11 protein-coding genes are annotated in these 11,380 nt (G+C 65.9%); 2 read left to right on the top strand and 9 right to left on the bottom strand.

Annotated features, from left to right (window positions below; genetic code table 11):
- Positions 1-18 precede the first annotated feature (18 nt).
- From ACZY0B_RS00670 to ACZY0B_RS00650, 5 genes are all read right to left on the bottom strand, one after another.
- Positions 19-666, bottom strand: coding sequence for a sensor domain-containing protein (locus tag ACZY0B_RS00670; protein WP_463762362.1), 648 nt, complete (start codon positions 664-666; stop codon positions 19-21).
- Positions 667-801: 135 nt separating this feature from the next.
- On the bottom strand, positions 802-2,244 hold the full coding sequence (locus ACZY0B_RS00665) for a catalase (RefSeq protein ID WP_463762007.1): 1,443 nt from the start codon (positions 2,242-2,244) through the stop codon (positions 802-804).
- Positions 2,245-2,415: 171 nt separating this feature from the next.
- Complete coding sequence (locus ACZY0B_RS00660; RefSeq protein ID WP_463762006.1) at positions 2,416-2,799, bottom strand: hypothetical protein; 384 nt, start codon at positions 2,797-2,799, stop codon at positions 2,416-2,418.
- A 220-nt stretch (positions 2,800-3,019) separates the two neighbouring features.
- Positions 3,020-3,403, bottom strand: coding sequence for a hypothetical protein (locus ACZY0B_RS00655; RefSeq protein ID WP_463762005.1), 384 nt, complete (start codon positions 3,401-3,403; stop codon positions 3,020-3,022).
- A gap of 159 nt (positions 3,404-3,562) precedes the next feature.
- The gene (locus tag ACZY0B_RS00650) at positions 3,563-4,162 is read right to left on the bottom strand and encodes a hypothetical protein (RefSeq protein ID WP_463762004.1); all 600 of its coding nucleotides are present in this window, start codon (positions 4,160-4,162) and stop codon (positions 3,563-3,565) included.
- Positions 4,163-4,313: 151 nt separating this feature from the next.
- Here ACZY0B_RS00650 and ACZY0B_RS00645 point away from each other — a divergent pair, with 151 nt between their 5' ends.
- Positions 4,314-4,700, top strand: a complete 387-nt coding sequence (locus ACZY0B_RS00645; RefSeq protein ID WP_463762003.1) for a hypothetical protein — start codon at positions 4,314-4,316, stop codon at positions 4,698-4,700.
- A 23-nt stretch (positions 4,701-4,723) separates the two neighbouring features.
- Here ACZY0B_RS00645 and ACZY0B_RS00640 read toward each other — a convergent pair whose 3' ends face one another.
- Genes ACZY0B_RS00640 through ACZY0B_RS00630 form a run of 3 tightly spaced genes read right to left on the bottom strand, consistent with a single transcriptional unit; the run spans position 4,724 to position 8,198 of the window.
- Complete coding sequence (locus tag ACZY0B_RS00640) at positions 4,724-5,878, bottom strand: DUF4185 domain-containing protein (RefSeq protein ID WP_463762002.1); 1,155 nt, start codon at positions 5,876-5,878, stop codon at positions 4,724-4,726.
- A gap of 7 nt (positions 5,879-5,885) precedes the next feature.
- Entirely contained in the window at positions 5,886-6,932 is a 1,047-nt protein-coding gene (locus ACZY0B_RS00635; RefSeq protein ID WP_463762001.1) for an aspartate-semialdehyde dehydrogenase, read from the bottom strand.
- Positions 6,933-8,198 carry an aspartate kinase gene (locus ACZY0B_RS00630; RefSeq protein ID WP_463762000.1) on the bottom strand — a complete coding sequence of 422 codons (1,266 nt, stop codon included), beginning with the start codon at positions 8,196-8,198 and terminating at the stop codon, positions 6,933-6,935.
- Between the two features lie 286 nt (positions 8,199-8,484).
- Between ACZY0B_RS00630 and leuA the strand changes: the two genes are divergently transcribed.
- Complete coding sequence (gene leuA / locus ACZY0B_RS00625; protein ID WP_463761999.1) at positions 8,485-10,299, top strand: 2-isopropylmalate synthase; 1,815 nt, start codon at positions 8,485-8,487, stop codon at positions 10,297-10,299.
- Here leuA and ACZY0B_RS00620 read toward each other — a convergent pair whose 3' ends face one another.
- Entirely contained in the window at positions 10,300-11,292 is a 993-nt protein-coding gene (locus ACZY0B_RS00620) for a DEDDh family exonuclease (RefSeq protein ID WP_463761998.1), read from the bottom strand.
- Positions 11,293-11,380: the final 88 nt, after the last annotated feature.

Genomic DNA, 11,380 nt, shown 5'->3' with positions numbered 1-11,380 from the left:
ATACCCAAATTCACCCGGCTACTGCCCCAGCGCGTTTTGCATCGCCCCGGCCAGGACATTGACCGCGGGTCCCGCGTTGCCAGCCTGACAAACCTTCGCCTGAAGCAACACGTTTTCACGCAGCCGGGTTTGATTGAAGCAGCGGCGATCGGTGACGGCTTCTTGCTTGGTCCAGTTCGCATCGGTTGCTGTTGCCGGCTCGCCAGCAAATGACCACACCTGCGTCTGCCCGTTATCCAGATGCATGGCGGTGGTCTGACCCGAGCAGCCAACGGTGCGGTCCACCACCCGGTGGAAGGCCCGGGCCGCGGCGTCGGTGGTGGCGAATACGCCGACCGCCTGCTTGACGAAATGAGTCTGATCGTTGGCCGACGTCTGCGCGGTGGCCCCGTTGAAGGACGCCAGGTCGGAATCGTTGTACACCTCGGGTAGCCCGATGTCCGCCCAGTTGTTGCAGTCGGCGAGGTCGACGAAGAAGCCCTGGACCGGCTCGGTGAATACCGACTCCCACCCCATCGGGCCGCCGACGATGTTGCCGACCGACCCCTTGCCGAGAACCGCGTAGGACACCACTCCGGGATCCGAGGGATGGGCGGCCGCGACGGGGACGCCTGCAGCCACCCCCAAGCTGAGACCGACGCTTACCGCTACGGCGGAGATCCGCATCATGAATCTTGATCATGCCAGGGCGACGGCCCGCAGCGAACAGGGTGGTTAGCCGGACGGCAGCCCGCGGCGAACGTCGGGTTGTTTGGACGAATGCTGCTGAATCCGCCCAGCAGCTCGACGTTCGACGCCAAACTATTGAGCCCGGACGCCCTCCTCGACCTTCTTACCGAGATCAGGGTCGACGTTGCGCCAGTACTCGAAGACCCGCGACAGCACCGGCTCTTTGACGCCCTTGGAGACATGCCCAATAATGTTGTGAGCCAACCGGTCTCGGCCTGCGTCGTCGAGGACCTCGCGGACCATGGCGCCGGCCTGCCCCCAGTCGTCGTCCTCGGCGTGCAGCGTGTACGCGGCGCGGACCATGTCACCGTCGGCGTGCCAGCGCACCTCGGCGGCTCGGGCCGGGTCGGCCTGGGGGCCGCCGTAGGAGTTGGGCGCATAGACGGGGTCAGCGACGTTCTTCACCCGCATGGCGCCGTCTTTGGAGTAGCTGTGCACCTCGACCTTGGGTTCGTTGACGGGGATCTGACGGTAATTGGCCCCCAGCCTCGCGCGGTGCGCATCGGAGTAGGAGAACCCGCGGGCCTGCAACATCTTGTCCGGGCTCAGCCCGGTCCCGGGCACGGTGTTGTTCGGCTCGAAGGCGGCCTGCTCGATCTCGGTGTGGTAATCGGTGACGTTGAGGTTCAACGTCATCTTGCCGACGTCGATCAGCGGGTAGTCGCCGTGCGGCCAGACCTTGGTCAGGTCGAACGCGTTGAATCGATAATTCTTCGCCTCCTCGTAAGGCATGATCTGCATCTTGAGCGTCCAACTCGGGTGATCGCCGCGCTCGATCGCCTCGTACAGGTCGCGCTGGTGGTAATCGCCGTCCTCGCCCGCCAATTGGTCGGCATCCTCTTGGGTCAGGAAGTCGACACCCTGATCGGTGATGAAGTGGTATTTCACCCAGAAGATTTCGCCGGCGGCGTTGATCCAGCTGTAGGTGTGGCTGCTGTAGCCGTTCATGTTGCGCCAGGTCTTGGGAATCCCGCGATCGCCCATCAGCCAGGTCACCTGGTGCGCCGACTCGGGCGACAAGCTCCAGAAATCCCACTGCATGTTGTGGTCGCGCAAATTCGTTGCCTGCATCCGCTTTTGGGACCGGATGAAGTGCTGGAACTTCAGCGGGTCGCGCATGAAGAAGACAGGCGTGTTGTTGCCGACCATGTCGAAATTGCCCTCGGTCGTGTAGAACTTCAACGCGAATCCGCGCGGATCCCGCCAGGTGTCTGGGCTACCGCGCTCGCCCGCCACGGTCGAAAACCTGGCCAGCATCTCGGTTTTGGTTCCGGGCTGGAACACCGCGGCCCTGGTGTACTTGCTGACGTCGTTGGTCACTTCGAAATGACCGAAGGCGCCACCACCCTTGGCGTGCGGCTGGCGTTCCGGAATGCGTTCCCGGTTGAACTGCGCCATCTGCTCGATCAGGTAGTGGTCCTGCAGCAGGATCGGACCATCGGGTCCGATCGTCAATGACTGGTCATCGCTGGGTGCAGCGATGCCGGCGTCGGTCGTGGTGAAGCGCTCCGTCATCTCGCCATCTCCTCGCTAACTGGGCTGAATCCCAGGGCAGTGCGACGTGTACCCACCCAGTGTGAACCCGAATCGGTATCAGGCACTTTCAATCGCAAAGCTAAACAACCCGGCACCCCTGTCGGGGGCGCCGGGCTGCAAGTCGCGCGGCACGTGTGCCCTTGGATGAAGTTACGGACGCGGGCCGGCGGCGGGGCTAGGAGCCGGGCTAGGAGCGCCTCCGGATGGGGCCCCGGGGCCAGCGCCCGGAACGTATCCCGACGGGCCGTACGGGTAAGGCGGCATCATTCCGGGGCCACCCGGTCCGCCGTACTGCCACGGTCCCGGGCCTCCAGGGCCGCCCGGGCCGCCGGGCTTGAACATCATGCCGTGGTGATGGTGGCAGTGGTGGTAGTGATATCCGAAGATCATGGCGCCGGAAAAGAAGACGACCGACAAGATGAAGACGATCCCGGCAACAATCACCACCCACGCTGCGGCCGCGTAGAGCTTGGGCGGCTTAACCCGCTGCGGTGGCGGAGCCGTGGCTGTTGCGCGCTCAGGTGTTTCACTCATGTCTCGATACTGCCCCTGAATGCAACTGCTGCAACAGTTTCCGCCGACAAAGTTGCTGTGAATTCATCCAAACGCGATCTGGGTGGCGCTATCGCTGAACCACTGGTAGCCCGGCGCTCTCACGAGCGCCGGGCTACTGGGTATTGGATTGTGGCCCCCCGGGGATCCTCCTTTTACCCCGTGAGCATCTGAACGGTTGAGGTCTGTCGCCTCGCTGCGCCTACGGCGTGCGAGACGGAGCGACCGACGACGGAATCTGGCTGGGCCCCGGGGCGCCGGGCGCCACGGACGCAGGCCCACCAGGCTGGTTCACGCCAGGCCCGCCACCGGGACCGCCACCCGGGCCACCCGGACCACCGAATCGGTGGGGATGCACCATCGCGTGGTGCTTGTGGTGGTGGCCGTGGTGGTGGTGGCCGGAGGACTTGCCGAGCAAGAACCCGGTGAAGAAGATGACCGCGATGACGAACACGGTCCCGGCGGCAATGGCGACCCATGCCGCCGCCTGGAAGACCCTCGCGGGCCTGTGTACCACCGGCTCTGCCGGTGCCGGTGCAGTTGCGGTCGAGGACCGCACAGTGGGGGTTTCAGATGTTTCACTCATGAGACACATGATGCGGGGGTAAACAATAGTTACGGCTATGCGCTACTTATGTAGCAGCTGTGAGCCGAAAACCCCGCCTCACCTGGCGAAACCGCTTAGAGACTCTGGCTTGAAGGGGTGGGCTGAGTCATGAGTCGTTGCCTGCCACAGCGCGGCGCCTTAGTGACCGGGTCCCATCATGCCGCCGGGCCCCATCATGCCGCCGGGCCCCATCATGCCGCCGGGCCCAATCATTCCTCGCATCATCGCGGGCATACCGTCCTGGACGAAGCCAGTGACCTCCCGCGCGTGTGCACGGATGACGTCGGTGAGGACAGGATCGTCGGCGGTCTCCTCGGCGATCACACCCGTAGGTGTAACCGTGAGCTGGCGACGGTAGCCGCCGGCACGACGAAAAAGAGTAGGCAGGCTTTGGCTCATGCAGCTGATCTCGGTCCCCTGATCGAGGTGGGCATACATGCTTGAGACGTGCGCTTGTAGTTGCGCGATGAGGTCCGGGGACTTCGATTCGGTGGTGGTGCGCACGCCGCCCGGAATGTCCTGAACAAAGCGCGTGATTTCGTTGTGCCGCATGAACATCTCCATATAGCGGCTCATGTCCATGTGATCCGCGCCCATAAAACCGCTTCCGTCGGTGAGACGGACAGCCGTCGAGGGCAGTTCAAAGATGCCGCGAAGGACATACCCCAGGCCCAGGGCGCTGCCCGCTCCAATCGCACCGAGCGCGGTGAGTGCCGCCCGCCGCGTCAGCCTCGCCATCGCCGCATCCCTCCGAGACAACATCGCCGTGTAAACGTAGAGTCACCGCCTTCTCGCGGCAGCCTTTGCCAAGCTGACCAGTTACGCGCCGCGCATTCTAGGGTCCATAGTCCCTACCCCCCTCGGGTATGCGCATGGCATCGTTCGGAGCATGACGCAAACTCCTGAATCCAGGGCCGAACCGAGCAACGTGACTGGCCACTCAGGCAATGATGATCGACACGGCGCGCCTAGTCGTCTGGGCCAAGCGGCGGCGTGGGTGGTCATCGTCGCCGGCATTGTGTTCGTCGTCGCGGTGATCTTCTTCTCGGGGCTCCTCGTGGGCGCCCACTATGGCTGGCAACGGGGTCACTACGGTGGCCGGGACGGTACCTGCCCGATGATGGGACCCGGCGGCATGATGGGACCCGGCGGAATGGGTTCAGGCGGAATGATGGGACCCGGCGGCATGATGGGACCCGGCGGAATGGGTTCAGGTGGAATGCTGGGTCCGCAGCAAACGCCCACGATGCCGGCCCCGCCCACACCACACCCCTAGCGCCCAGGCCCGATCACTGCCGCCTACTCCGGCTTGAACGGGTTGACCGCGAACTGGATCACCCGATACGGCGCGGCTACCCGGGCGCGAGTGTCCCACTGGCTGACGAAGATTCGTAGCTCGTCGAGCGTGGAGCCGGGCGAGATGTAGCCACCATACGGTTGTGCGAGCCGGTTGTCGGTCGGCGGCGGAAGGCTTTCCGCCGGGTCGGGCCACTCGTCATGCTGCACCACCGTGGTCACCGGAGCGTCGCCCAGCGACGTCGGGTCGTTGGCTACCCGGACCTCCATGTTGCCGTTGCTCGCGTTGAAGTAGGACAACACCGTCTTGCCCTCGACCTGCCGGACGCACAGCTCGCCCACCTGGTCGGCCCACAACGGCGTCGGCGGTTTGTTCCAGCCGCCGCCCGGCCCCGCCGCCCAACCCTGCCAGCGCGACCGGTCGGTGAAGTTCTGCGGGGTAACCCGATACAGCACCACCGGCTGACTGCGGGTAAAGCTGTTGGCCACGATGTACACCCACCCGCTCGGGGAATCGGGGGCGGGGATCGGGTCGTAGTACCCGCTGATCTGCGTCTGCGAGCCGCCCTGATAGGAGCCGTCGCGCCTGGACCCCGGGACGGTCTGCCAGCCCGCGCGCGCCGCTTCGGCCGTCACCAGCCGCGAGCTCTGCGGCTTCAGGTCCTTCGTCGTCGTCACCATCAAGTAGTTGCGCCGGTTGATCTGCACCACCCCGGCGGGCAGCTGCGAGTCCCCCGAGGGCGTGGGATCGGCCAGCAACGGTTTGCTGATCCCGGTAACACCGGTATAGCGCACCCCTTCGGGATCATCGACCGACCCGGTGTCGACGTGCAACGCGACCGGTGAGTACCAGCCGCCGAACCCCACGCCTTGCCCGGCGAAGCTGTCGCCGCAGACCTGCAGCAATTCGCTGGGAAACTCCAGGAATTCGCAGAGATCGGTGGCGCCGACACCGTAATCCTTTGTGGCCGTGCCCGTTCCCGCCGTCGGGCCGATTCGCAGCACCTGACCCGGTGCCAGCGGCGCCACGATCGGCCCAGGGGCCGGCGCCGGCGGATCGGCATGCGCAACCCAAACAGATTGTGAGATAACCACACACACTGCCGACGCGACCAACAGCGAGTACCGCGTACCGAGGCGAGTGTGAGCGGACCTCAACCGCGGATCACAATGCCGAATGTAGTTCCGAGGCCAGCAGCTCGGCGATCTGAATGGTGTTGAGCGCCGCACCTTTACGCAGGTTGTCCCCCGAGACGAACAGCGCCAGGCCCCGCCCGTCCGGTACCCCTTCGTCGCGGCGGATCCGGCCGACCAACGATTCGTCGACGCCGGCGGCGTCCAGGGCGGTCGGCACGTCGACGACTTTCACGCCGGGTGCCGCCCCGAGCAGTTCGGAGGCCCGCTGCGGCGAAAGCGGCCGGGCGAACTCGGCATTGATCGACAGCGAGTGCCCGGTGAACACCGGAACCCGCACGCAGGTCCCGCTCACCAGCAGCTCGGGAATGCCCAGGATCTTGCGGCTCTCGTAGCGCAGCTTCTGGTCCTCGTCGGTCTCGCCCGAGCCGTCGTCCACCAACGACCCGGCCAGCGGCAGCACGTTGAAGGCGATGGGTGCGACGTAGGTCTTCGGCTCCGGGAACCGCAGTGCCCGCCCGTCGTGCACCAGTTGCTCAGCGTCGTCGATGACCGCGCGCGCCTGGGTCGCCAGCTCCTCGACACCTGCCAACCCGCTACCGGACACCGCCTGATAGCTCGACACCACCAGGCGCTGCAGCCCGGCTTCGTCGTGCAACGGCTTGAGCACCGGCATCGCGGCCATCGTCGTGCAGTTCGGGTTGGCGATGATGCCCTTGGGCCGGTTGCCGGCGTCGCGAGCGAAGTTGACCTCGGACACCACTAACGGCACCTCGGGGTCCTTACGCCAGGCCGACGAGTTGTCGATCACAATCACCCCGGCGGCCGCGAACCGCGGCGCCTGCACCAACGACATGGTCTTGCCGGCCGAGAACAGCGCGATGTCCAAGCCGGTCGGGTCTGCCGTCGCGGCGTCTTCGACCTCGATCTCCTGGCCGCGGAATTCCAGCTTGCGGCCCTGCGAGCGGGCGGACGCGAAAAACCGCACGCTGGTCGCCGGGAAGTCGCGCTCATCGAGCAGTTTGCGCATTACCTGGCCCACCTGACCGGTGGCCCCTACTACGCCGATGGCAACCATTTACCGACCCGTCCCCGCATACACCGTGGCCTCCTCCTCGCCGCCGAGCCCGAACGCCTCGTGCAACGCCACGACGGCCTTGTCTAGTTCGGTGTCGCGGCACAGCACCGAGATCCGGATCTCGGAGGTGGAGATCAGCTCGATGTTGACGCCGACCGCGGCGAGCGCTTCACAGAAGGTCGCGGTGACCCCGGGATGGCTGCGCATGCCCGCACCGATCAGCGACACCTTGCCGATGTGGTCGTCGTACAGCAGCTGAGTGAAGCCGATCTCGTCCTGCAGCGAGTCCAGCTTGGCGACCGCGGTGGGCCCGCTGTCGCGCGAGCAGGTGAAGGTGATGTCGGTCTTGCCGTCCTCGACCTTGGAGACGTTCTGCAGCACCATGTCGATGTTCACGTCGGCCTCGGCGATCGCGCGGAAGACCCGGGCCGCATAGCCGGGGATGTCCGGAATCCCGACAACGGTCACCTTGGCTTCGCTGCGGTCGTGCGCAACTCCGGTCAGCAGGGGGCTTTCCATAGGTATGTCCTTGATCGATCCGACGACGACGGTGCCTGGTATGTCCGAGTACGACGACCGGACGTGTACGGGCAAGTTGTAGCGGCGGGCGTATTCCACGCAGCGCAGCATCAGCACCTTGGCTCCGCAGGCCGCCAGCTCGAGCATTTCCTCGAAGGTGACGGTGTCCAGCTTGCGGGCGGTGCGCACGATCCGTGGATCGGCGCTGAAGATGCCGTCCACGTCGGTGTAGATCTCGCAGACGTCGGCATGCAAGGCGGCAGCCAGCGCGACAGCGGTGGTGTCCGAGCCGCCGCGGCCCAGCGTGGTGACGTCCCGGCTGTCCTGGCTGACACCCTGGAAGCCGGCGACCAACACGACGTCGCCCTCGTCGAGCGCGGACTGCAACCGGGTCGGCGTGACGTCGATGATCTTCGCGTTCCCGTGGGTGCCGGTGGTGATGACACCGGCTTGCGAGCCGGTGAACGACCTGGCGCGGGCGCCGAGCGATTCGACCGCCATGGCCACCAGCGCGTTGGAGATGCGCTCACCGGCCGTCAGCAGCATGTCCAGTTCGCGGGCCGGCGGCACCGGGCACACCTGCTGGGCCAGATCCAGCAGGTCATCGGTGGTGTCGCCCATCGCCGAGACCACCACGACGACGTCATTGCCCTGCTTTTTGGTCTCGACGATGCGTTCCGCGACACGACGGATCCGGTCGGCGTCGGCCACCGAGGATCCGCCGTACTTCTGTACGACGAGCGCCACTGTTTCGTTGCCTGCCCTTCCGGCCCTACGGACGTGGTTCAAGTTCACAACAGAATACGTGGCGGCGCATCTTGTTTTTTGACCCGATGGCGGGTGCCACAGCCTGCGGTTACGGTCTCGATTCGACGTAGTTTTCGCCCAGGCGCTGATCGCGGTAGAGTTCAGACCGTGCAGCGGGTGCTCCTTCTCGGACGCCGCGACGGGGTCTGATCCAGACCGGCCTCCCGTCGCGGGTGTTCACCATGCGCCGGTTTGAAGTCCCTATGACATCCCCGGAGCAACTACCGTGAACAACTTTTCCCCGCCCGCGAACCCCGACGCATACACCTCGGCCCGCACCGTCCAAAAGCCCGCGGGCCCACCCCGACCCGATCAGCCCGCGTGGAATCCGCAGCGCGGCTCGTCGATGCCGGTAAACCGATACCGGCCCTTCGCCCAGGAAGTCGAATCCGTCGAGCTCGCCGACCGCACCTGGCCGGACCGTGTCATCAGCAGCGCCCCGATGTGGTGCGCCGTGGATCTGCGCGACGGCAACCAGGCGTTGATCGACCCGATGAGCCCGGCCCGCAAGCGGCGCATGTTCGACCTGCTGGTTGGCATGGGCTATAAGGAGATTGAAGTCGGATTCCCGTCGGCGAGCCAGACCGACTTCGACTTCGTGCGCGAAATCATCACCGACGGCGCCATTCCCGACGACGTCACGATCCAGGTGCTGACGCAGTGCCGGCCGGAGCTGATCGAGCGCACCTTCCAGGCGTGCCGAGGCGTACACCGGGCGATCGTGCACTTCTACAACTCGACGTCAATCCTGCAGCGCCGCGTGGTATTTCGCGCCGACCGGGCCGCGGTGCAAGCCATCGCGACCGAGGGCGCCCGCAAGTGCGTCGAAGAGGCGGCCAAATACCCGGACACGCAATGGCGATTCGAGTATTCGCCGGAGTCCTACACGGGAACAGAATTGGAGTACGCCAAGCAGGTGTGCGACGCCGTCGGCGAGATCATCGCGCCGACGCCGGACAACCCGATCATCTTCAACCTGCCCGCCACGGTGGAGATGGCCACTCCCAACGTCTATGCCGACTCGATCGAGTGGATGAGCCGCAATTTGGCTAACCGGGAGTCGGTGATCCTGAGCCTGCATCCGCACAACGACCGCGGAACCGCTGTCGCCGCAGCCGAATTGGGCTTTTCTGCCGGCGCTGACCGGATCGAGGGCTGCCTGTTCGGCAACGGGGAGCGCACCGGAAACGTGTGCCTGGTGACGCTGGGGCTGAACCTGTTCTCCCGCGGCGTCGACCCGCAGATCGATTTCTCCAACATCGACGAGATCCGCCGGACGGTCGAGTACTGCAACCAGCTGCCGGTGCACGAGCGTCATCCGTACGGCGGCGATCTGGTCTACACCGCGTTCTCGGGCAGCCACCAGGACGCCATCAACAAGGGCCTGGACCAGATGAAGGCCGACGCCGACGCCGCGGACAGCGACGTCGAGGACATGCTCTGGCAGGTGCCGTATCTGCCGATCGACCCGCGCGATGTCGGTCGCACGTATGAGGCGGTGATCCGGGTCAACTCGCAGTCCGGCAAGGGCGGGGTCGCCTACATCATGAAGGCCGACCACGGCCTGGCCTTGCCGCGACGGCTGCAGATCGAGTTCTCCCAGGTGATTCAGAAGATCGCCGACGGCGAAGGCGGTGAGGTGTCGCCGAAGGAGATGTGGGACGCGTTCTTCGACGAGTACCTGGCGCCGATCATGCCGCTGGAGCGGATCAAGCAACGAGTCGATGCCTCAGAGGAAGATGGCGGCACCACCAGGATCGCCGCGACTGTCAAGATCAACGGGACCGAGACCGAGATCAGCGGCTCCGGCAACGGCCCGCTCGCGGCTTTCGTCCACGCGCTGGGAGGCGTCGGATTCGACGTCGCCGTCCTGGACTACTCCGAGCATGCGATGAGTTCCGGCGACGACGCACAGGCCGCGGCGTATGTGGAGGCTTCCGTGGGTGGCCGCACCGTGTGGGGTGTGGGCATCGCCCCGTCGATCACCACTGCATCGCTGCGCGCCGTGGTGTCGGCGGTCAACCGCGCGTCGCGGCGGTGATCAGAACAGCGCGAGCTGGTCGTCGGCCGAGGTGGCGTCGACGAACTCGTCCATGTTGGTGCCGCCGATCACGGTGCCGACGCCGTCCATGAACTGCGCGTCGGATACCACCGGCACCCCCAGCTGCTGGGCCTGATAGCCCTTGCCCTGCTCGGGCGCGTCGGCGTTGCACACCACCAGCGAGGTCTCGCGGTCGACGACATCGGTGTAGGCCAGCCCGGCGTGCAGGATCCGCTCGACGAGCTCCTCGTGCGTGCGCCGTACCTCGGCGGCCAGCGCCACCCTCATGCCCTGGACCAACGGCCGGCCGCGGACATACGGCCCCGGGTTGAGATACGGGCAGGGCATCCGGGAGGCGAGCGCCTTCAGCGGGCGCAGCTCGTCGTGGGTCACCCGGCCGTTGGGCCAGCGGCGCCGGGTGACCGGATGCACCGGCAGCCAGATGTCGCGTTCGCGGGCCCGCTCGAGCGCCGACGCGAGAACCCCGGTCAACACCATCGCGTCGTCGAACGCGTCGTGCGGCCGCTCCTGGGTCACTCCCCAGTGCGCGGCGAGGGTTTCCAGCCGCAGGTTCTCGACGCCGAGATTGAGTCGCCGGGCCAGCTCGACCGTGCACATGACGCTATCGACGGGGAGCTCGGTGGCTGTGAGCTCGGCCTCAGCGGCCAGGAATGCGTAGTCGAAGGCGACGTTGTGCGCCACCAGCGTGCGGCCGCGCAGCACCTTGACCACGTCACCGATGATGTCGCCGAACTGCGGCTGATCCTCGAGCATCGCGGCGGTCAGCCCGTGCACGTGGGTGGGGCCGGGGTCGACGCCGGGGTTGAGCAGGCTGACGACGGATTGTTCGACGCGACCGCCGGTGTCGAGGCCGAGCACCGCAAGGCTGATGATCCGTGCCTGACCTGGGCGAAAACCCGATGTCTCGACGTCGATGACGGCCCAACCCCCGTCCGGCTCGCTAGCCGGGCGACCCCAGAACACCCCGTTCATAGGCTGAGGATGACATGTCTGACCGACATCACCCGGTCGCTGCGCATTCGTGTCGGCACTTAAGTCGCGACGGCAAAAAGCGCCGCGC

The organism is Mycobacterium sp. IDUB_19 (assembly GCF_055419445.1).
This window is presented reverse-complemented; position numbering and strand designations above follow the sequence as displayed.

Excerpts from the sequence above, each read along its gene's own strand:
- ACZY0B_RS00670 (WP_463762362.1), bottom strand. The coding sequence starts at position 666 with ATGCGGATCTCCGCCGTAGCGGTAAGCGTCGGTCTCAGCTTGGGGGTG.
- ACZY0B_RS00665 (WP_463762007.1), bottom strand. The coding sequence starts at position 2,244 with ATGACGGAGCGCTTCACCACGACCGACGCCGGCATCGCTGCACCCAGC.
- ACZY0B_RS00660 (WP_463762006.1), bottom strand. The coding sequence starts at position 2,799 with ATGAGTGAAACACCTGAGCGCGCAACAGCCACGGCTCCGCCACCGCAG.
- ACZY0B_RS00655 (WP_463762005.1), bottom strand. The coding sequence starts at position 3,403 with ATGAGTGAAACATCTGAAACCCCCACTGTGCGGTCCTCGACCGCAACT.
- ACZY0B_RS00650 (WP_463762004.1), bottom strand. The coding sequence starts at position 4,162 with ATGGCGAGGCTGACGCGGCGGGCGGCACTCACCGCGCTCGGTGCGATT.
- ACZY0B_RS00645 (WP_463762003.1), top strand. The coding sequence starts at position 4,314 with ATGACGCAAACTCCTGAATCCAGGGCCGAACCGAGCAACGTGACTGGC.
- ACZY0B_RS00635 (WP_463762001.1), bottom strand. The coding sequence starts at position 6,932 with ATGGTTGCCATCGGCGTAGTAGGGGCCACCGGTCAGGTGGGCCAGGTA.
- ACZY0B_RS00620 (WP_463761998.1), bottom strand. The coding sequence starts at position 11,292 with ATGAACGGGGTGTTCTGGGGTCGCCCGGCTAGCGAGCCGGACGGGGGT.